A 19668-nucleotide genomic window follows, 5' to 3' on the forward strand; every position below is an offset into this window, starting at 1 on the left:
TACGCATGGAAACCGTCCAAACCGCCCTGTGGGTCGTGATGCTGCTGGTGGCGCTGGCCATCCTGTTCGACTTCATGAACGGGTTTCACGACGCCGCCAATTCGATTGCCACCGTGGTCTCCACCGGGGTGCTCAAGCCGACGCAGGCCGTCCTCTTCGCCGCGTTCTTCAACGTCATCGCCATCTTCATCTTCCACCTGAGCGTGGCCGCCACCATCGGCAAGGGCATCGTGCAGCCCGGCGTGGTGGACACGCACGTGATCTTCGGGGCCCTGGTGGGCGCCATCACCTGGAACGTCATCACCTGGTACTACGGCATTCCGAGCAGCTCGTCGCACGCGCTGATCGGTGGCATCGTGGGCGCGGTCATCGCCAAGGCGGGCGCGGGGGCGCTGATCTCGGCCGGCATCCTGAAGACGGTGGCGTTCATCTTCGTCTCGCCGCTGCTCGGCTTTCTGCTGGGCTCGCTGATGATGGTGGCGGTGGCGTGGATCTTCCGCCGCGCGCGCCCGAACAAGGTGGACAAGTGGTTCCGCCGGCTGCAGCTGCTGTCCGCGGGCGCGTACAGCCTGGGCCATGGCGGCAACGATGCGCAAAAGACCATCGGCATCATCTGGCTGCTGCTGATCGCCACGGGCTACGCGTCGGCATCCGACGCCTCGCCGCCCACTTGGACCATCGTGTCGTGCTACCTGGCCATCGGCCTGGGCACCATGTTCGGCGGCTGGCGCATCGTCAAGACCATGGGCCAGCGAATCACCAAGCTCAAGCCCGTGGGCGGGTTCTGTGCCGAGACAGGCGGGGCGATGACGCTGTTCGTCGCCACGGCGCTGGGCATTCCGGTGTCCACCACCCACACCATCACGGGCGCCATCGTCGGCGTGGGCTCCACCCAGCGCGCCAGCGCCGTGCGCTGGGGCGTGGCGGGCAACATCGTCTGGGCGTGGATCCTGACGATTCCGGCCAGCGCGTTCGTGGCGGCCATCGCCTACTGGGTCAGTCTGCAGCTCTACTGACCGCGATCCAGGGGTGGATGCTATTTTTTTGATAGCTACCACCGCATGATTTTCTAGGGCGTTGGGCACATTCAATGCCCAATGCCTTCACTGGGAGATCTTGCGGGCCTCTTCGATCTGGTATTCGAAGTAGCGCTGGAAGCTGAAGGCCAAGCTTGCCATCAGCACCGCGGTGCCCACCAAGAGCGACAGGGCGATGGCGAAGATCGTGAACCAGTGCGTGCGACCCGGAGCGGCGTCCGGTGCCGCGGCCGGGTTGAAGCGGGCGTTCCATTGCTCGGGCGTCATCAGTCCGTAGAGGATGGCGCGCAGCGCGCAGCCCGCGATGGTGAAGCCCAGCAGCGGGATGAGCAGCCAGCTGGCGTGGTCGTCCTGCCCCATCGCCTGCACGCGCTGGATGCCGTAGATGCCCAGCGCCGTGGGAATGGGCAGGAGCCAGCCCAGCATGTCCGACAGGCCGTGCAGATAGAAGCGGTGCAGCCCCAGGGGCCCTCCGACGAAGGCCAGCCAGGCGGCGACGGTCTTGTTCTTCATGAGGGACTCATTCCGGCGACGTGGTGTCGCCCGCGCCCAGGGTCTTTTCCATCAGCACGATGTCGCGCCAGGCGCCGAACTTCCAGCCCACCGAGCGCATCACGCCGATCTCGGTGAAGCCGGCAGCGCGGTGCACCCCGATGGAGCCGGCATTGGCGGAATCGCCGATCACCGCCGAGCAGCTTGCGCACCCCCGCCGCCTCCGCCTGCCGCGCCAGCGCATCGAGCAGCTTGCGGCCCAACCCCGTGCCCCGGGCGGTGTCGGCGACATAGATGGAGTCTTCCGCCGAGAAGCGGTAGGCCGGACGGGGCTTGAACCAGTTGGCGTAGGCGAAGCCGAGAACCTGGCCATCCTTTTCCGCCACGATGTAGGGCAGGCCCCGGGCCAGCACGTCGGCGCGGCGGGCGGCCATGTCGGTTTCGGTCGGTGGGTCCACCTCGAAGGTGCCGGTGCCGTGCAGGACGTGGTGTTGGTAAATGGCGGTGATGGCAGCGATATCTTCGCTGCGGCTGTCGCGGATGGTGGGCATGTGGGGTGAAGTGGCTATAATCGCGGGCTTTGCAGCGTGTCGCTGGCCGGGTGGCCATGTCGCGTGTCTCAAACGCAGCAAAAAACCATGCAGCTTTACGCTGCGACCACCCGAAGGATTCATTATGGTCGTTATTCGACTCTCCCGCGGCGGCTCCAAAGGTCGTCCGTTTTTCAACATCGTCGTGGCCGACAAGCGTGTGCGCCGCGATGGCCGATTCATCGAGCGCCTGGGTTTCTACAACCCCACGGCCAAGGAAAGCGAAGAAGGTCTGCGCATTGCGCAAGACCGTCTGACCTACTGGAAGAGCGTCGGCGCCCAGTCGTCGCCCACCGTGGACCGTCTGATCAAGCAGGCCGCCAAGAAGGCTGCCTGATCCGCGTCCTCCGGACAAAAGGCGGGTTCCGTTGGTTTTTCTGACGGGCCCCGCCTTTTTTCATTTCCGAAACCCCGTTGCACACCATGCCCAATCTGCCCGTTCTTGAGCCTGCCGAATTGCCGTCCGATGCGGTGGAGATCGGCCGCATTGCCGATGCCTGGGGTGTGAAGGGCTGGTTCAAGGTGCTGCCTTACAGCGCCGATCCGGAAGCGCTGTTTTCTTCCAAGCGCTGGTTTCTGCAGCCCAGCGAAAAAAGGCGCGAAGAGCTTCTTCGAAGGCACGGTGGTGCTGGCGGTGAAGCAGGCGCGGGAGCATTCTGATACGGTGGTCGCCACCGCCCAGGGCGTGGACGATCGCGATGCGGCCGAGGCGCTGCGCGGCGCGCGCATCTTCGTGCCCCGCTCGAGCTTTCCCACCGCCGCCGAGGACGAGTACTACTGGGTCGACCTGATCGGCCTGGCGGTCGTCAACCGCGAGGGCGTGGACCTCGGCACGGTGCGCGAGCTGCTCTCCACCGGCCCGCAGACCACGCTGGTGCTGGCCTACGAACACGAGGGCAAGGCGCAGGAGCGCATGATTCCCTTCGTCTCGGCCTTCGTCGACAAGGTGGAGCTGGCCGAGCGCTGCATCACGGTCGATTGGCAACCCGACTACTGATGGATCGACCGACCGATTGAAGGACGGCCGCGCCGTCATTCCTTCGGCGGCCCTGGCCCCCTCTGCCCATGCGTTTCGACGTCATCACCCTGTTTCCCGAGCTGTTCGCGCCGTTTCTGGCCAGCGGGGTGACGCGGCGCGCGTATGCGTCGGGCCAGGTCGAGGTGCGACTGTGGAACCCGCGTGATCACGCCGAAGGCAACTACCGCCGGGTGGACGATCGGCCCTTCGGGGGCGGCCCCGGCATGGTGATGATGGCTGAGCCCCTGTCGCGGTGCCTGGCGGCCATCCGGGCCGACCGGGCCGAGGCGGCGGGGCAGGCGGCCCCGGTGGTGCTGTTTTCGCCGATCGGGCAGGTGCTCGATCACGCGGGCGTGACGCGCTGGTCCGGCAGCGCGGGCGCCATTTTGCTGTGCGGGCGGTATGAGGGCATCGACCAGCGCTTCATCGACGCGCACGTGCAGATGCAGCTCAGCCTGGGCGATTTCGTTCTGTCGGGCGGCGAGATCCCGGCCATGGCCATGCTGGACGCCGTGGCACGCCTGCAGCCGGGCGTGCTGAACGATGAGGGGAGCCATCAGTTCGACAGCTTCAACGAAGCGCTCGACGGCTTGTTGGACTGCCCCCACTACACCCGGCCCGAAGAGTGGGAGGGCCTGCGGGTTCCTGCACCGCTGCTCTCCGGCCACCATGTGCAGATCGAGCGCTGGCGCCGGGATCAGCGCCTGTCGATCACCGCGAAGCACCGTCCCGAACTCATCGACGCGGCGCGCGCACAGGGGCTTTTGGGCAAGGCGGACGAGGCCGTTTTGGCAAAGGACGGCAAGTTGCTATAATCGCGGGCTTTTCGATCCTCTGGCCGGCCGCTTTCGCCTTTGCTGCGAAAGCACCCCACGTCAATCCCGACGCTTGCCAATCTTGGCGCGGACATGATCGTTGGATGCAAACATGAATCTGATCCAGACTCTCGAGCAGGAAGAAATCGCCCGCTTGAACAAGACCATTCCCGAATTCGCCCCTGGCGACACGGTCATCGTGAGCGTGAACGTGGTGGAAGGTACCCGCAAGCGCGTGCAGGCCTACGAAGGCGTGGTGATTGCCAAGCGCAATCGCGGCCTGAACAGCGGCTTCACGGTGCGCAAGATCTCCAGCGGCGAAGGCGTGGAGCGTACGTTCCAGACGTACAGCCCCCTGATCGCCAACATCGAAGTCAAGCGCCGTGGCGACGTGCGCCGTGCCAAGCTGTACTACCTGCGTGAACGCAGCGGCAAGTCGGCACGTATCAAGGAAAAGCTGCCTTCGCGTGTCAAGGCCGCGCCGGTCGCAGCCGCATAAGGCGCCTTGCGCACTGCCCCGAAGCCGCTACAGCGCAAGCCGTAGCGGCTTTTTCTTTGGCCGCTTGGCCGACCAGGCCCACTCCAATGACGCCGCCAGATTCTTCGCCTCCTTCACCTTCCATGCCTTCGGTGATCGCTCCGCTGTCTTCGCTGCCGCAGTTCGATCCGCGCCACGTGCCCGTGCTGGGGGTGGACGCCCATCTCCCCCGCGTTCCTGCTGCGGCGCAAACGGCGCAAGCGCTGCGGCTGCGCTTCGCCTCGGCGCCGGCATGGGTGCCAGAGGTCGTGCATGAGCGTGCCTTCACCGAACGACCGTTGCGCCATGCCGCCGTGCTGATCCCGATCGTGATGCGCGAGCGCGCGACGGTGCTGCTCACCGAGCGCACCGTGCACCTGTCCACGCACTCCGGCCAGGTGGCCTTTCCCGGCGGCAGCGCCGACCCGGAAGATGCCAACCCTGCCGCCACAGCGCTGCGCGAGGCCTGGGAGGAGGTCGGCCTGGAGGGGCGGTATGTGGAGGTGCTGGGGGAACTGGCAACGTACAGGACGGGCACCGGGTTCAGCATCACCCCGGTGGTCGCTCTGGTGGAGCCCGATTGCACGCTGAATCCCAATGCCTACGAAGTGGCGGACGTGTTCGAGGTCCCGCTGGACTACCTGCTCGATCCGTCGCACCACCGGCGCCATGCGTTCGAATGGGAAGGGGTCACCCGCGAATGGTTTTCCATGCCCTATGAGGATGCCGCCGGCAAGACGCACTTCATCTGGGGCGCGACCGCGGGCATGCTGCGCAATTTCTACCGTTTCATGCTGGCCTGACATCGGGCGATCTTTCCGGTGGCGACGACGGCTGGGCACCGAACCGGGCCGCTATCATTGCCCCCCATGAGTTTCTTTGCCATCCTGTTCGCGTTGCTGATCGAGCAGGCACGCCCGCTGGCGCGCAGCAACCCCATCCATGCGGGCGTTCGCGCCTGGGCGCTGTCGATCAGCCGCAATTTCGATGCGGGAAAGGCCCACCACGGGTGGGTGGCATGGGCGCTCGCCGTGCTGTTGCCCTCGATCGCGGTGCTGGCAGTGCACTGGCTGCTGTTCTACGGAGTGGGCTGGCCGGCGGCGGTGGTCTGGAATGTCGCGGTGCTTTACGTCACCCTGGGGTTCCGGCAGTTCAGCCACCATTTCACCAACATCCGCGATGCGCTGGAAGAGCGCGACGAGGACAGCGCGCGGGCCCGGCTCGCGGCCTGGCAGCAGGTGGATGTGGGCCAACTGCCCCGCAGCGAGATTGTGCGGCACGTGGTTGAGTATTCCGTCATCGCTGCGCACCGCCACGTGTTCGGCGTGCTCGCCTGCTTTTCGGTGCTGGCCGCGTTGGGACTCGGGCCGACCGGTGCGGTGCTCTACCGGCTGGCTGAATTCGTCTCGCGCTACTGGAAGGCCGGCAGCCCGCATCCGGCCAGCGCCTCGTTGCAGCGAGCCTCGGCGCGGTCCTGGACCGTGATCGACTGGTTGCCTGCCCGCCTGACGGCCCTCAGCTTCGCCGTGGTGGGCAGCTTCGAAGAGGCCATCGATGGCTGGCGCTTCCATGCGCAGCGTTTTCCCAACGACAACGATGGCGTCGTGCTGGCGGCCACGTCCGGCGCTATCAACGTGCGCCTGGGCGGAGAAGCTTTGCAGGCGCGGGTGGACCCGCTCTCGCCCGCCGGCTTCGATGGCGATATCGAGGCGGCAAGCAGCGACGTCACGCCCGGCCGGGAGCCCGAGGTGGGGCATCTGCGCAGCGTGGTCGGCCTGGTCTGGCGCTCGGTGGTGGTGTGGATGCTGCTGCTCGCCCTGCTGACCCTGGCCCGCTTGCTGGGCTGAGCCGGGTCTCTTTTTGAAGTTTCGTGGCGAAGTCGCTCCGCCTTTGACGCGGCCTTGTTCGTTACCGATGCCCTGTACCCGAGCAGGTGCCACCAGGACTGTTCATGAACCAATCTGAATCCCCCTCCGGCGAGCCTTCCACGCAGGAGATGTCCGCCGCCGCGGACCGCTTCTGGGCGGCGGTCCTGGGCGAACGGGCCGATTTGCAGGGCCTGGAGTCCGTCCCGTTCATGGAGCGCCTCAATGCCCTGCTGGAGCCTTGCGTTCCCGGGGTTACGGTGGAGGTGGCCGGCGCGGGCAAGGAGGGGCCCGTGGAAGGCCAGGCCCGGCTCGTTTTCACGGCCCACGGGAGTGCCGAGCGGTTTGCCGATGTGCAAGCGTTGACCGCACAGGCACCGGCGCAGTTGCCGTGGCGGGTGGAGGCCTTCCGCCAGCGGATGCCTGGTGGCTTCGGCATGCGCATGGATGGATTCGACCTGGCCACCCATGAGCTGCTGGTGCGCGTGGGCCAGATCGATGGACGCATCGCATTGGCGCTGTCGTTTTCCAAGCCCGTGCCCATGGACCTGCAGGACCATGCCCGCCACATGGCGTTCATCTTGCTCGACCACATGCTGGGCGAGTACGATTTTTCGGTGAAGGTCGGGGTGGTGGAATTCGACACGGATGGGCTCAGCGACGACGCGGGCTTCGAGGACTGGGAGCCCGCGTCGCTCGATGACAGCGTTTCGCGCATCGACACCTTCTGGCGTGAGACCCTGGGCCGCTCGGCGGTCTATCCGCCCGAGCCGGTGCGCTGGGCCGCGCTGGAGGGGCGGGATGCCCAGGGCGATCCCATCATGGTGCAGGTCAATCTGAGCGCCAACGCCTTGGTGTCCCGCGCAGACTTGGGCTGGCGCGTGCAGGCCAGCCTGCCGGCGCAGGACAAGTCCGCGCTGCAGCAGGCGCAGGATTTCGAGGACGCCTGGGTCAATGCGGCCACCATGTACCAGCAAGGCATCTGCAGCCACATCGTGCTGCGGGGTGGCACCCGCACGGTGCATTGCTACGTGACCAGCGCCGACCACGCCCTGGAGGCCGCGCGGCGCGCTGCCGAAGCGGTGCCGGGCATGGGCCCCCCCGTGCTGGAGGCCGAGCACGAGCCGGCCTGGAACGACTATCTGGGGTGGTACGTCGAGTGCCGGGACTGAGCGCCGCCGTTCCGTCCCATCACCAATGCCGGTGCTCGCTCAGCTCGGCAAACAGATTGCTATAAATCTGATAGCGATTTGCGCTGATGGAATCTGCGCCAGTGCGTGATTCGCCTTGCAATCCGTCCACCTGCGCCATGACCGCGCAGCCGGGCTCGTGCAGGTGCGTGCAGTTGTAGAACTTGCATCCCTGGGCATGCAGGCCGATGTCGGGCATGTAGCGCGGCAGATCGGACGGTCCGATGTGGTGCAGGCCAAATTCCTGGAAGCCTGGCGAGTCGATCAGGGCGGTGCGGCGTTCGGCGTCCACCCAGTACCAGGTCGTGGTGGTGGTGGTGTGCTTGCCGGAATTGAGCGCTTGGGAGATCTCACCCGTGAGCGCCGTGGCGCCCGGCACCAGAAGGTTGATGAGCGTGCTCTTGCCCGAGCCCGAGGGGCCGAGCACCAGGGTCGTCTTGCCCGACAGGCGCTCCATCAGTGCGGCCTTGTCCACCTCGCCCGACTCGGACAGCGACAGCGGCATCACGCCATAGTGGTGGCCGTCCGCTGCGCTGCCGCCCATGTGGCGGTACGGCAGCAGCCGCTCCCACGCGCGGGCGAAGGGCTCGACCAGATCGCTTTTGTTCAACGCGATGATCGGCGTGATGCGCTCGGCTTCCGCCGCGATCAGCGCACGGGCCAGCTGGCTCTCCGAGAACACGGGTTCGGCGGCGATCAGGATCAGCACCTGGTCCAGGTTGGCGGCGAAGGACTTGGTGCGGATTTCGTCCTGCCGGTAGAACAGGTTGCGGCGCTCCTTGACCTTCTCGATGGTGCCTTCGTCCCCCTGGCCGGCTGGCGCGGCCTGCCAAAGGACGTGATCGCCCACGACGGCCTGGCTCTTTTTCCCGCGGGGATGGCAAATGCGGCGCTGGCCGTCGAGCGATTCGACCAGGCAATGGCGGCCGTGGCTGGCCACCACGATGCCGTCGAACAGGGCGCTGCGCTCAGCCATGGCGGGGAAGGGGTGTGGTCATGCGGCGAGCAGGCCATCGAAGCGCGATGCGCATTCGATGTCGGTCGCCGAGATGCCATTCACGTCATGCGTATTCAGTCGCACCACGCAGCGGTTGTAGTGCACCGACAGGTCCGGGTGATGGTCCTGCGCGTTGGCAACGAAGGCCACGGCATTCACGAACGAGATGGTCTCGTAGTAGTTGGCAAAGCGGTAGGTCTTTTCGATGGCCACATCTGCGCCGTCGCCTGTCAGTTTCCAGCCGTCGAGGTCGGCCAGCTTGGCGACGATTTCCGTCGCCGTCAAAGCACGTCTCGTCTGCGTGGACCAGTCTTTTTTCTTGAGCATCGAAGTCATGGTGTCGGGGTCAGGTTGGGCATGCGCGCCAGCCGTTCGGTGGCCGGCGGATGCGAGTAATAGAACTTCACGTACACCGGATCGGGCGTGAGGGTGGAGGCATTGTCTTCGTAAAGTTTCAGCAGCGCCGTGGCGAGGTCGCTGCCATTGGTCTGGGCCACGGCATAAGCGTCGGCCTCGAACTCGTGGCGGCGCGACAGCTGCGCAAACAATGGGGAAATGAAGAAGGTGAACACCGGCACCGCCAGCAAAAACAACAGCAGCGCCAGGGCATCGTTGGGCGCAGAGCCGGCCACGCCTTCCAGCGACAGGTTGGGCAGCACGCCCAGCCCCGTGTAGAACCAGCCCTGCGTGGAAAGCCAGCCCAGCAGTGCAAAGCCCGCGAGGCTCAGCGCGAAAAGGCTCACGATGCGCTTGACGATGTGGCGGTGCTTGAAATGCCCCAGTTCATGGGCCAGCACCGCCTCGACTTCGCCGGGGGACAACTGGCGCAGCAGGGTGTCGTAGAACACGACGCGCTTGGCTGCGCCGAACCCCGTGAAATAGGCGTTGGCATGGGCGCTGCGGCGGCTGCCGTCCATCACGAAAAGCCCTTTGGCAGCAAAGCCGCAACGCTGCATGAGGGCCGTGACGCGGGCCTTGAGTGATTCGTCTTCCAGCGGCTGAAATTGGTTGAACAGCGGCGCGATGAAGATCGGATAGACCACCATGAGCAGCAGGTTGAATCCCATCCATGCGCCCCAGGCCCACAGCCACCACAGGGGGCCGGCCGCACCCATGAGCCACAGGATCAGTGCCGCGATGGGCAGGCCGATGGCCGCGCCCATCAAGGTGGACTTGGCCAGGTCTGCCAGCCACAGGCGCGCCGTCATCTGGTTGAAGCCGAAGCGTTGTTCGATCACGAAGGTCTGGTAGAGCGTGGCGGGCAGGTCGATCAACCCGCTGATGGCCGCGAAGGCCGCCAGCAACGCCAATTGCTGCACCATGCCGCCACCCAGTGCATTGAGCAGGAACTGGTTCAGTGCATCCAGCCCGCCGAGCAGGGTCCAGCCCAGCAGCACCGCGGCGCCCAGTGCCATCTCCAGCAGGCCGAAGCGGGCCTTGGTGATGGTGTAGTCGGCCGCTTTCTGGTGGGCTGTGAGTGGTATCCGGCCGGCGAACGCGGCAGGCACGGCGTCGCGGTGCCTTGCCACATGGCGGATCTGGCGCGATGCCAGCCAGAACCGGAGTGCGAGCCCCGCCACCAGAAAGGCGGCGAACAGCAGGGTGAGAAGGGTGGAGGGCGTGAGCAACGCGGAAGGGGCAGGGGTGGGCATGTCCGGCGAGTTTAGGCCATCGGCGACAATGCCGGCCATGTCCGATATCGCCAACCCCACTGTGCCTGTGCTACCCAAATCCGACCAGAACCTCGTCTGGCTCGACTGCGAAATGACCGGTCTGAACCCGGACACCGACCGCCTGCTGGAGATCGCCGTCGTGGTCACGGGACCGACGCTCAGCCCTCGCGTGGAGGGCCCCGTGTTCGCCATTCACCAGTCGGATGCGCTGCTCAACGGAATGGACGCATGGAACAAGGGCACGCATGGCCGCAGCGGCCTGATCGACAAGGTGCGCGCCTCCACGGTGACCGAAGCCGAGGCAGAGCAACAGATCATCGAATTCCTCTCGCGCTATGTGCCGAAGGGCACGGCGCCCATGTGCGGCAACAGCATCGGGCAGGACCGCCGCTTTCTGGTCCGGTACATGCCGCGGCTGGAAACGTTTTTCCATTACCGCAACCTGGATGTCAGCACCCTCAAGGAATTGGCCAAGCGCTGGAAGCCCGAGGCCTACACCTCCTTCAAGAAGGCGCAGCGGCACACGGCCCTGGCGGATGTGCACGAATCGATCGACGAACTTGCGCACTACCGCACCCACCTGCTGGCGCTTTGAGCGCCTAACGCGTTCTTTAACCCAAGTGCATTGCGGGAAACCCCCAGCCGTGCAATAATCGCCGGCTGCGCGGAAATATCGCGCAGTTTGTGCATCTCCCTTCACACACTGGGCCTGCGGCCTGCTGAAAACCTTCAGCATGGATCCCGCGCTAATGCCCACCTGCCCAGCAACATGCTGGCGCTGGTTTCGTTTGATGGTTGATGTTTTTTAACCATTGACGAAGCCTCCGCAGGCCACGCCTGCGGCCGTCTTCGTGTGAGAAAAATATGACCGACACTTTGCAAGTGCAGGGCGAATTCGCGCCTGCTGAATCTTCCATGGCCGTTGAAACGCTGGAATCGTCCGCGATCGAAGCCGGCGAATCCATCGAATCCACTGAATCCGCCGCCGTGGCGGAAGACGCGGCACCCGCGTTGCCCAACGGCTTCGTGCGTCTGGGCCTGGCACCCGAGCTGGTGCAGGCCGTGGCCGACCTGGGTTACACCCAGCCCACGGGTGTGCAGGAGCGTGCCATCCCCCTGGCCATGGGCTCGGGTGATGAGTCCAGCCAGTTCATCGACCTGATGGTTTCGAGCCAGACCGGCAGCGGCAAGACCGCCGCGTTCCTGCTGCCCGTGCTGCACACACTGATCCGCCAGCAGGCCGAAGCCGATGCCGCCGCCCGCGACGAGTTCGACCGTTCCGTTGCCGAAGCCCTGGCCCGTGGCGAGCCGGCCCCCAAGCGCAAGCGCAAGGACCCGACCAACCCCCGCAATTTCAAGGCTGCCGCCCCTGGCGCCCTGATCCTGTGCCCCACCCGCGAACTGGCCCAGCAAGTGGCCCATGACGCCATCGAACTGGTCAAGCATTGCCGCGGCCTGCGCGTGGCCAATGTGGTGGGCGGCATTCCGTACCAACTGCAGATCGCCAAGCTGCAGAACGCCAACCTCGTGGTGGCCACGCCCGGCCGCCTGCTGGACCTGCAACGCTCGATGCAGATCAAGCTCGACCAGGTGCAGTTCCTGGTGGTGGACGAAGCCGACCGCATGCTCGACCTCGGCTTCTCGGACGATCTGGCGGAACTGAACCAGCTGACCGCCCAGCGCCAGCAGACCATGATGTTCAGTGCCACGTTCGCACCGCGCATCCAGCAACTGGCCATGCGTGTGATGCACGACAACGGCGCGTCGGTCAAGAAGATCCAGATCGACTCTCCGCAGGAAAAGCACGCCAACATCAAGCAGGTGCTGTTCTGGGCGGACAACGCCCAGCACAAGCGCAAGCTGCTGGACCACTGGCTGCGCGACACGACGATCAACCAGGCCATCGTGTTCGCCAGCACGCAAGTCGAATGCGACGGCTTGGCCAACGACCTGCAGCAGGAAGGCTTCTCGGCCGTGGCGCTGCACGGCGCCCTGAGCCAGGGCTTGCGCAACCGCCGCCTGATGGCGCTGCGCAGCGGCCAGGTGCAGGTGCTGGTGGCCACCGACGTCGCCGCCCGCGGCATCGACGTGCCCACGATCACGCACGTGTTCAACTACGGCCTGCCGATGAAGGCGGAGGATTACACCCACCGCATCGGCCGCACCGGCCGTGCAGGCCGCGACGGCCTGGCGGTGACGTTCGCCGAGTTCCGCGATCGCCGCAAGATCTTCGACATCGAAGGCTACAGCAAGCAGCAGTTCAAGTCGGAAGTGGTGCCTGGCCTGGAGCCGCAGCAACGCGCGCCGCAGGCCCGTCCCGAGTTCGGTGGCCGTGGCCGCCAGGGTGGCTACGAAAGCCGTGACGGCTTCTCGCGAGATCGCAAGCCGGCCGGCGCAGGCCGTGGCGGTTTCGGTGGCGGCTTTGCCGGCAACGACCGCAGCGGTTTCGGTGGCCGTGGCGCTCCCGCTCCCCGTGCTGCTGGTGGTGGCTACCAAGGTGCTGGCGGCCATGCCGCTCCGCGCGATGACCGCGGCTTCGGCGGCGGTGCCCGCCGCGATGGCGATGGCTATGGCCGCAAGCCCGGCTTCGGCGACGCAGCCCGTGGCAATGGCTTCGGCGGTGGCCGCAACGAAGGCGGCGCTCCGCGCGGCGACTTCGCTCCGCGTGGTGATTTCGCCCCCCGTGGCGAGTTCGCTCCCCGCAAGCCGGCGTTCGCGAAGCCCGGAGCCGGCGGCGGCAAGCCTTTCGTTCCGCATGATGCACGCAAGCGCCCTGCACGCCCTGCCCGCTGATCGGCGCGCGGACTGCCGCTGACTGCAAAAGCCAACCCTTCGGGGTTGGCTTTTTTTATGGGCGGACCACACGATGGAACGGTGCCGTCGGCGTCTGCCCGACAATCGTCCGCTTGATTGGAGGTTCCCGATGCCGTCTTCTTTGCCCTCGTCTTCGGACGCGGACTTCGAACACATGTTCGACCTTGCGCCCGTGTCGCTCTGGCTGGAGGACTACAGCGCGCTCAAGCAACTCTTTGCCCGCTGGCGCAGCGAAGGGGTGCAAGACATCGCCGAGCACGTCCGAAACGACCCCTCCTGCCTGCGGCAATACAGCCATTGCCTCAAGGTCATCAAGGTGAACCAGCGGACGCTGGAGCTGTTCGCCGCGCCGGACCAGGCCACGCTGGAGGCCTCTCTCGGACAGGTGTTTCGCGACGACATGCACGCGCAGGCCTTGCCCGAGATTCTGCAGCTGTGGTCCGGGGCGACCGAGTTTTCCAACCAGGCGGTCAACTACACGCTCGATGGCCGCCGGCTCGACGTGCAGATCCGCGGACGCATCCTGCCCGGGCATGAGGACGACTGGAGCCGCGTGCTGGTGTCCCTGGAGGACAACACCGCGCAGCACCAGGCAAGCCGTGCCCTGAAGGAGAGCGAGCTGTATGCGCGCGGCCTCTTCGAGAATTCGCCGGTGTCGCTGTGGGTGGAGGACTTCAGCGCGGTCAAGCGGCTGCTCGACGACGTGCGGGCGCAGGGCATCCGCGATTTCAAGACCTTCCTCAAGGTGCACCCCGAGTTCGTGGTGCGATGCATGCACGAAATCCGCGTGATCGACGTCAATCAGGAAACCCTGTCGATGTTCGGGGCCGAGTCCAAGGAGATGCTGCTGCACCGGATCGGCAAGGTGTTCCGGGGGGAAATGCAGGAATCCTTTGCGGAGCAGTTGCTGGACTTGTGGGACGGCAGGCTCTTTCAGCAGCGCGAGGTGGTGAACTACTCCCTCTCCGGCGATGCCGTGAACATCCACATGCAATTCGCCATCCTGCCCGAGCATGCGCACGACTGGAGCATGGTGCTGCTGTCGCTGGTGGACATCACCGCGCGAAAAAAAGGCGGAGGCGTACCTGGAATACCTGGGCAAGCACGACGTGCTGACCCAGCTGCGCAACCGGGCTTTCTATGTCGAGGAACTGAATCGGCTCACGCGCAAGGGCCCCTGGCCGGTGGCCGTTCTCGTGATCGACATGAACGGTCTGAAGTCGATCAACGATGAAGAAGGCCATGCGGCCGGCGATGCCATGCTGCGCCGCGTGGGCGAGGTGCTCGCCAAGGCCGTGGATGCGCCGGCATGCGCCGCGCGCATCGGCGGCGACGAGTTCACCGTGCTGATGCCTGCGACCGACGAACGGGGTGCGCATTCCCTCATGGAACGCATCAACTCGCTGTTGGACCTGAACAACCAGTTCTATCCCGGCCGGCCGCTGAGCCTGTCCATGGGAATCTCGAGTGCCTCTTCGGGCGACCAGCTGGAGGCCGCGGTGAACCGGGCGGACCAGGCCATGTACGCCGAGAAGATGCGCTACTACCAGGCCCGCGAGACGGATCGCCGCCGGGGCAGCAATTGAGGCGAAGGCTGGCGCCGCGCTGGGGTGGGGCGTGAACGATCCGGGGTCAGCCCGCCGATGCGGTGCGGCCGACGTCCGGCCAACGGTGGTGCAGGTACACCCAGGCTCCCAGCCCCACGCACATCATTCCCAGTGAGGCACCGGCCAGCCACAGCGTGGAATGCATGACCAGGGGGGCGACCACCCCGGCCACCAGCCCGTTGGCGGACGACCCCACGAAGGCCTGCAGCGAAGAGGCCATGCCGCGCCGCTCCGGATGCAGGTCCAGCACCAGCAGGGTGACCACGGGCACCATGAGCGCCCAGCCGAACGCGAACACGGCGATGGGCAGCAGCGCCCAGGACACGTGCGCCTTGAACAGCCAGTTCGCCAGCAGGTTCAGGATGGACATCGAGAACATGATCAGAAAGCCGTGGCGAATCTGCCGCTTGGGCGCGATGCGCCCTGCCAGCCGCCCGCTGAGCCAGGCGCCGCCCATGATGCCCGAGATCGTCAGCACGAAGAACCAGAAGAAATGCGTGGGAGCCAGCCCCAGGTGGTCGCCCAGGAAGGCCGGCGCGGCCAGCACGTACAGGAACATGCCGTTGAATGGCACGCCGCTGGCCAGTGCCAGCAGCAGGAAGCGGGGGCTCGAGCCCAGCTCCCAGTAGCCCCGCAGCAAGTGCCGCGCATTGAAGGGCTGGCGCTGCTCGGCATGCAGCGTTTCCGGCAGCAGGCGGTAGTTGGCCAGCCAGAGCGTCGCGCCGACGCCGGTCAGGAACCAGAACACACTGTGCCACCCCGCGTGCACGAACAGCCAGCCGCCGATGATGGGCGCGATGGCCGGTGCCACGCCGAAATAGATGGTGACCTGGCTCATCACCTGCTGCGCCTGGGCGGGCGGGAACATGTCGCGGATCACCGCACGCGACACCACGATGCCGGCACCTGCCGAGAGGCCCTGCAGCGCGCGGAAGATGACCAACTGGCCGATGCTCTCCGACAGGGCGCAGCCGGCCGACGCCAGGGTGAACACGGCAATGCCCCACAACACCACGGGCCTGCGCCCGAAGCTGTCCGACAGCGCTCCGTGGAACAGCGTCATGAAGGCGAAGCCGAACAGGTAGGCCGACAGCGTCTGCTGCATTTCCACTGGCGAGGCGCCCAGCGCGGCGGCGATCCCCGAGAACGCGGGGATGTAGGTATCGATCGAAAAAGGGCCCAGCATGCCCAGCAGCGCCAGCAGGACGGCCAGGGCCCAGCGCGGTGCGCGCCAGATGTTGTGGGCTTCAGGGTTCATGGATTCGGTGTGGAGCAGAGGACGGGCGAAAGGGCCGTGCCGCCGGGGGGCGGGGAGCGGTCCGCATGCCTGTTGGCACGCCCCGTCGCAGCAGGGCACAGGGTCACGATTATGGTGCAGGCTCCGCTTTGGGAGGTGTGCAGGCCGCGCCGCCTGTCCCGCGGGAGACGGTTCGGCGGGTTCCCGGATAATTCCGCAGTCACGCCGTCTGCGGCACCGAAAGAACCGATATGCAAACGTCCAAGATTCCCGCCACCATCGTCACCGGTTTCCTGGGCAGCGGCAAGACCACGCTGCTGCGCCACATCCTCGACAACGCCGACGGCCGCCGCATCGCGGTGATCGTCAACGAGTTCGGCGAACTCGGCATCGACGGCGAGATCCTCAAGGGCTGCGGCATCGGCTGCGACGACGCGGGCAACGAGCGCGAAGGCGCGCTCTACGAACTGGCCAACGGTTGCATGTGCTGCACGGTGCAGGAAGAGTTTTTCCCGGTGATGAAGCTGCTGGCCGAGCGGCGCGACCAGATCGATGCGGTGCTCATCGAGACCTCGGGCCTGGCCCTTCCCAAGCCGCTGGTGCAGGCCTTCCAGTGGCCGGAGATCGCCAACGTGTTCACCGTGGATGCGGTGGTGACGGTGGTGGACACGCCGGCCGCCGCCAGCGGCCAGTTCGCCGCCAACCCGCAGGCCGTGGACGCCCTGCGCCGCGCGGACCCCAACCTCGACCACGAGTCGCCGCTGCATGAATTGTTCGAGGACCAGCTCTCCGCTGCGGACCTGGTCGTGCTCAACAAGACCGACCTGGTGGACGCCGACGCGCTGGCCCGCGTGCAGGCGCTGGTGCGCGAGGAGATCCCCTCGTCCGTGAAGGTGGTGCAGTCCGAGCAGGGCCGCCTGCCGCTGGATGTGCTGCTGGGCCTGTCCAAGGCGTCCGAGGCCTCCATCGACCAGCGCCAGAGCCACCATGACCATGAAGAAGACCACGACCACGACGAGTTCGACGCGCACGTGATCGATCTGCCGGCCGTGGACCGCGACCGCCTGTTGACCGCCTTGGCGGGCCTCGTGGAGCAGCACGCCATCCTGCGCGTGAAGGGCTTCGCCGCCATTCCGGGCAAGCCCATGCGTTGGCTGCTGCAGGGCGTGGGCCAGCGCCTGGATCACCACTTCGACCGCGCATGGCGCGAGGGCGAGGACCGCCGCACGCGGCTGGTGTTCATCGGCCAGGCGCTGGATGCCACCGCGCTGCGTGCCGGGCTCGACGGCGTGGCCGCCTGATGCGGGCGCGATAGTCCGGCCCGGCCCGCCCGCATGCACCTGCTGAGCACCCGCCCGGGCGGCTTCGTCGAGGACGAGACCGTCATCACCCGCCTGGACCAGAGCCCGGCGGACATCGTCGTGCTCAGTTCGGCCGACACCACGCTCGCGCTGCTTTCGGCCGCCTGTGCCGAACTGGCGCGCACGCAGCCGGGCTTTCCCTCGGTGCGGGTGGCCAATCTGCTGTACCTGCGCCAGCCCGCGTCGCTGGACCTGTATCTGGACGAAGTGCTGCGCCACGCGCGCGTGGTGATCGTGGACCACCTGGGTTCCGAATCGGCCTGGCCCTACGGCATCCAGCAGATCGGCGCGCTCGCGCGCCGGCAGGGGCAGCGACTGGCCATGTTCTCGGGCGACCTGCAGGAGGACCCGCACCTGGTGGAGCGCAGCACGCTGCCCCCTTCGGTGTGCCATGGGCTGTGGCAGTACCTGCGCGCCGGCGGCGCGGGCAATGCGCTGCAGTTCCTGCGCGCGGTGGCCTTCCACGGGCTGGATCATGGCGATGCGCCGCTGCCGCCGCGCAGCCTGCCGCAGGCCGCCGTGCATGTGCCGCCGGCGCTGGGCGTGGCGCGTCCGGCGGGGCATACCGTGCCCGGCATCGACGATCTGCGCGCGGCCTGGGTGCCGGGCGCGCCGGTGGTGGCGCTGGTGTTCTACCGCTCGCACCTCATGGCGGGCAATACCGCGGCGTTCGACGCGCTGGCGCTGGCGCTGGCCGGCCAGGGGCTCAACCCCTTGCCGGTGGCGCTCGATTCGCTCAAGGACCCGCTGTGCCTGTCCACCCTGCAGGACCTGTGCCGCCAGCATGCGGTGCAGCTCGTGCTGAACACCACGGCCTTCGCGGCGCTGGAGGAGGGGGCCGCGCTCGCGGGCGATGCACCGGTGCTGCAGGTGATCGCCAGCGGCGGAAACCGCGAGGACTGGTGGGCGGACAGCCAGGGCCTGCGCCCGCGCGACATCGCCATGCAGGTGGTGCTGCCCGAGATGGATGGGCGCATCGTCACCCGCGCCATCAGCTTCAAGGGGCTGTCGCACCGCTGCGCCTTCACGCAGGCCGACGTGGTGGCCTACCAGCCCGAGCCCGACCGGGTGGCGTTCGTCGCTGCGCTGGCCCAGCGCTGGTGCCGGCTGCGGGGCCTTCCCAACCCGGACAAACGGCTGGCGCTGGTGCTGGCCAACTACCCCGGCAGCGAGGGGCGCCTGGGCAGCGGCGTGGGCCTGGACACACCCGCGTCGGTGATCGGCATCCTGCAGCGCCTGCGCGCCGAGGGTTACGCCCTGGGCGATGCCGTGGCCGCGCCGGCCGATGGCGATGCGCTCATGCGCGTGCTGCAGCAGGGCATTGCGAACGACCCCGCGCAGTGGCCGCTGCGTCCCGCCTGGCAGAGCTACGCCCTGGCCGATTACCGCGCGCGGCTGGACGCGTTGCCGGAGGGCATGGCGCAAGCCATCCACGACCGCTGGGGCCCGCCCGAGGCCGACCCGCTGCTGCGCCAGGGCCGCTTCATGATCGCGGGCCTGCGGCAGGGGAATGTGTTCATCGGCATCCAGCCGGCGCGCGCCAATGCGGCGGCGCCAGGGCAGGGCAATGCCAGTGCGCAGGACTACGCGAGCTACCACGATGCCGAGCTGGTGCCGCCGCACGGCTACCTGGCCTTTTACTTCTGGCTGCGCGACGTGTTCGCCATCGACGCCGTGGTGCACGTGGGCAAGCACGGCAACCTCGAATGGCTGCCGGGCAAGAGCCTGGCGCTGTCGCAGGCGTGCTGGCCTGATGCGATCCTGGGGCCGCTGCCCCACCTGTACCCCTTCATCGTGAACGACCCGGGCGAGGGCGCGCAGGCCAAGCGCCGCAGCCAGGCGGTCATCATCGACCACCTGATGCCGCCGCTCACCCGCGCCGAAAACCACGGCCCGCTGCAGGACCTGGAGCGCCTGGTGGACGAGTACTACGACGCGCTGCTGGTGGACGCGCGCCGCGCCACGCTGCTGCGCCGGCAGATCCTGGATGCGGTGCGCCGCCAGCACCTGCTCGAGGAGCTGGACCTGGCCGCGCCGGCCGGTAGCGCGCCGGACGACGATGCCATCCTCGCGCGCATCGACGCCTACCTGTGCGAGCTGAAGGAAACGCAGATCCGCGATGGCCTGCATGTCTTCGGCGCCTCGCCGGCGGGTCGCCAGCGGCGCGACACGCTGCTGGCGCTGGCCCGCTACCCGGCCGGCGACGGGCAGGGCGCTCAGGCCGGGCTGCTGCAGGCCCTGGCCGACGACCTGCTGCCCGGCGATCCCTTCGACCCGCTGCAGATCGAGGCGGCACAGCCCTGGCAGGGCCCGCGGCCCCAAGCGCTGCAGGCAGTGGACGCCAGCCCCTGGCGGCACCACGGCGACACGCGCGAGCGGCTGGAGCTGCTCGCCCAGCAACTGCTGGAGGACGGCGCGCCGGCCGCAGCCTGGCCGCGCACGCAGGCCGTGCTGG

At 67.1% G+C, this 19668-nt stretch carries 16 protein-coding genes and 3 pseudogenes; 13 read left to right on the top strand and 6 right to left on the bottom strand.

Annotated features, from left to right (window positions below; genetic code table 11):
* The first annotated feature begins 5 nt into the window (after nucleotides 1-5).
* Nucleotides 6-1016 carry an inorganic phosphate transporter gene (locus AC27IO_RS06070; RefSeq protein ID WP_272564616.1) on the top strand — a complete coding sequence of 337 codons (1011 nt, stop codon included), beginning with the start codon at nucleotides 6-8 and terminating at the stop codon, nucleotides 1014-1016.
* An 87-nt stretch (nucleotides 1017-1103) separates the two neighbouring features.
* On the opposite strand, the gene AC27IO_RS06075 is transcribed toward AC27IO_RS06070, so the two are convergent.
* Together AC27IO_RS06075 and AC27IO_RS06080 are read right to left on the bottom strand one after the other, a co-directional pair.
* A complete protein-coding gene (locus AC27IO_RS06075) occupies nucleotides 1104-1550 on the bottom strand; it encodes a TM2 domain-containing protein (RefSeq protein ID WP_284395115.1) in 447 nt (148 codons plus the stop codon).
* 7 nt (nucleotides 1551-1557) lie between these two features.
* Nucleotides 1558-2080 (bottom strand): annotated as a pseudogene (locus tag AC27IO_RS06080) (GNAT family N-acetyltransferase).
* 124 nt (nucleotides 2081-2204) lie between these two features.
* Between AC27IO_RS06080 and rpsP the strand changes: the two are divergent.
* From rpsP to AC27IO_RS06115, 7 genes and pseudogenes are all read left to right on the top strand, one after another.
* Nucleotides 2205-2456 (top strand): 30S ribosomal protein S16, encoded by a 252-nt coding sequence (rpsP, locus tag AC27IO_RS06085; RefSeq protein ID WP_272564613.1) that lies wholly within the window; start codon nucleotides 2205-2207, stop codon nucleotides 2454-2456.
* A gap of 86 nt (nucleotides 2457-2542) precedes the next feature.
* A pseudogene (rimM, locus tag AC27IO_RS06090) lies at nucleotides 2543-3116 on the top strand (ribosome maturation factor RimM).
* Nucleotides 3117-3184: 68 nt separating this feature from the next.
* Nucleotides 3185-3952: a tRNA (guanosine(37)-N1)-methyltransferase TrmD gene (gene trmD / locus AC27IO_RS06095; protein ID WP_498737886.1), complete on the top strand. Its 768-nt coding sequence runs from the start codon at nucleotides 3185-3187 to the stop codon at nucleotides 3950-3952.
* Nucleotides 3953-4064: 112 nt separating this feature from the next.
* Nucleotides 4065-4451, top strand: a complete 387-nt coding sequence (gene rplS / locus AC27IO_RS06100) for a 50S ribosomal protein L19 (protein WP_272548681.1) — start codon at nucleotides 4065-4067, stop codon at nucleotides 4449-4451.
* A 122-nt stretch (nucleotides 4452-4573) separates the two neighbouring features.
* Entirely contained in the window at nucleotides 4574-5272 is a 699-nt protein-coding gene (locus AC27IO_RS06105; protein ID WP_498737888.1) for a CoA pyrophosphatase, read from the top strand.
* A 66-nt stretch (nucleotides 5273-5338) separates the two neighbouring features.
* Nucleotides 5339-6316: a CobD/CbiB family protein gene (locus tag AC27IO_RS06110; protein WP_317354793.1), complete on the top strand. Its 978-nt coding sequence runs from the start codon at nucleotides 5339-5341 to the stop codon at nucleotides 6314-6316.
* Between the two features lie 104 nt (nucleotides 6317-6420).
* On the top strand, nucleotides 6421-7506 hold the full coding sequence (locus AC27IO_RS06115; RefSeq protein WP_498737890.1) for a hypothetical protein: 1086 nt from the start codon (nucleotides 6421-6423) through the stop codon (nucleotides 7504-7506).
* A 19-nt stretch (nucleotides 7507-7525) separates the two neighbouring features.
* Here the strand turns inward: AC27IO_RS06115 and rsgA are convergent, their stop codons facing one another.
* The 3 genes from rsgA to AC27IO_RS06130 are packed head-to-tail and all read right to left on the bottom strand — an operon-like array spanning nucleotide 7526 to nucleotide 10173.
* Nucleotides 7526-8500, bottom strand: coding sequence for a ribosome small subunit-dependent GTPase A (rsgA, locus tag AC27IO_RS06120; RefSeq protein WP_498737892.1), 975 nt, complete (start codon nucleotides 8498-8500; stop codon nucleotides 7526-7528).
* Nucleotides 8501-8518: 18 nt separating this feature from the next.
* A complete protein-coding gene (locus tag AC27IO_RS06125; protein ID WP_284395098.1) occupies nucleotides 8519-8857 on the bottom strand; it encodes a 4a-hydroxytetrahydrobiopterin dehydratase in 339 nt (112 codons plus the stop codon).
* Nucleotides 8854-10173: a M48 family metallopeptidase gene (locus tag AC27IO_RS06130; protein ID WP_498737894.1), complete on the bottom strand. Its 1320-nt coding sequence runs from the start codon at nucleotides 10171-10173 to the stop codon at nucleotides 8854-8856. Before AC27IO_RS06130 ends, AC27IO_RS06125 begins: the two co-directional genes overlap by 4 nt.
* Nucleotides 10174-10210: 37 nt before the next feature.
* Here AC27IO_RS06130 and orn point away from each other — a divergent pair, with 37 nt between their 5' ends.
* From orn to AC27IO_RS06145, 3 genes and pseudogenes are all read left to right on the top strand, one after another.
* Nucleotides 10211-10789: an oligoribonuclease gene (gene orn, locus AC27IO_RS06135; protein WP_498737896.1), complete on the top strand. Its 579-nt coding sequence runs from the start codon at nucleotides 10211-10213 to the stop codon at nucleotides 10787-10789.
* Nucleotides 10790-11058: 269 nt separating this feature from the next.
* Nucleotides 11059-12987 carry a DEAD/DEAH box helicase gene (locus tag AC27IO_RS06140; RefSeq protein ID WP_317351636.1) on the top strand — a complete coding sequence of 643 codons (1929 nt, stop codon included), beginning with the start codon at nucleotides 11059-11061 and terminating at the stop codon, nucleotides 12985-12987.
* A gap of 130 nt (nucleotides 12988-13117) precedes the next feature.
* A pseudogene (locus AC27IO_RS06145) lies at nucleotides 13118-14594 on the top strand (sensor domain-containing diguanylate cyclase).
* A gap of 46 nt (nucleotides 14595-14640) precedes the next feature.
* Here AC27IO_RS06145 and AC27IO_RS06150 read toward each other — a convergent pair.
* Nucleotides 14641-15873 (bottom strand): multidrug effflux MFS transporter, encoded by a 1233-nt coding sequence (locus AC27IO_RS06150; RefSeq protein WP_284405815.1) that lies wholly within the window; start codon nucleotides 15871-15873, stop codon nucleotides 14641-14643.
* Between the two features lie 230 nt (nucleotides 15874-16103).
* On the opposite strand from AC27IO_RS06150, the gene cobW reads away from it, so the two are divergent.
* Nucleotides 16104-17153, top strand: a complete 1050-nt coding sequence (gene cobW / locus AC27IO_RS06155; protein WP_317351643.1) for a cobalamin biosynthesis protein CobW — start codon at nucleotides 16104-16106, stop codon at nucleotides 17151-17153.
* 33 nt (nucleotides 17154-17186) lie between these two features.
* A partial coding sequence (cobN, locus tag AC27IO_RS06160; RefSeq protein WP_498737899.1) for a cobaltochelatase subunit CobN occupies nucleotides 17187-19668 on the top strand: 2482 nt, incomplete at its 3' end.

The sequence above is a fragment of the Acidovorax sp. KNOB132 genome (assembly GCF_057541515.1).

What these genes read in the sequence shown, in the direction of transcription:
- AC27IO_RS06070 (WP_272564616.1), top strand. Translation starts at nt 6, where the DNA reads ATGGAAACCGTCCAAACCGCCCTGTGGGTCGTGATGCTGCTGGTGGCG.
- AC27IO_RS06075 (WP_284395115.1), bottom strand. Translation starts at nt 1,550, where the DNA reads ATGAAGAACAAGACCGTCGCCGCCTGGCTGGCCTTCGTCGGAGGGCCC.
- rpsP (WP_272564613.1), top strand. Translation starts at nt 2,205, where the DNA reads ATGGTCGTTATTCGACTCTCCCGCGGCGGCTCCAAAGGTCGTCCGTTT.
- trmD (WP_498737886.1), top strand. Translation starts at nt 3,185, where the DNA reads ATGCGTTTCGACGTCATCACCCTGTTTCCCGAGCTGTTCGCGCCGTTT.
- rplS (WP_272548681.1), top strand. Translation starts at nt 4,065, where the DNA reads ATGAATCTGATCCAGACTCTCGAGCAGGAAGAAATCGCCCGCTTGAAC.
- AC27IO_RS06105 (WP_498737888.1), top strand. Translation starts at nt 4,574, where the DNA reads ATGCCTTCGGTGATCGCTCCGCTGTCTTCGCTGCCGCAGTTCGATCCG.
- AC27IO_RS06110 (WP_317354793.1), top strand. Translation starts at nt 5,339, where the DNA reads ATGAGTTTCTTTGCCATCCTGTTCGCGTTGCTGATCGAGCAGGCACGC.
- AC27IO_RS06115 (WP_498737890.1), top strand. Translation starts at nt 6,421, where the DNA reads ATGAACCAATCTGAATCCCCCTCCGGCGAGCCTTCCACGCAGGAGATG.
- rsgA (WP_498737892.1), bottom strand. Translation starts at nt 8,500, where the DNA reads ATGGCTGAGCGCAGCGCCCTGTTCGACGGCATCGTGGTGGCCAGCCAC.
- AC27IO_RS06125 (WP_284395098.1), bottom strand. Translation starts at nt 8,857, where the DNA reads ATGACTTCGATGCTCAAGAAAAAAGACTGGTCCACGCAGACGAGACGT.
- AC27IO_RS06130 (WP_498737894.1), bottom strand. Translation starts at nt 10,173, where the DNA reads ATGCCCACCCCTGCCCCTTCCGCGTTGCTCACGCCCTCCACCCTTCTC.
- orn (WP_498737896.1), top strand. Translation starts at nt 10,211, where the DNA reads ATGTCCGATATCGCCAACCCCACTGTGCCTGTGCTACCCAAATCCGAC.
- AC27IO_RS06140 (WP_317351636.1), top strand. Translation starts at nt 11,059, where the DNA reads ATGACCGACACTTTGCAAGTGCAGGGCGAATTCGCGCCTGCTGAATCT.
- AC27IO_RS06150 (WP_284405815.1), bottom strand. Translation starts at nt 15,873, where the DNA reads ATGAACCCTGAAGCCCACAACATCTGGCGCGCACCGCGCTGGGCCCTG.
- cobW (WP_317351643.1), top strand. Translation starts at nt 16,104, where the DNA reads ATGCAAACGTCCAAGATTCCCGCCACCATCGTCACCGGTTTCCTGGGC.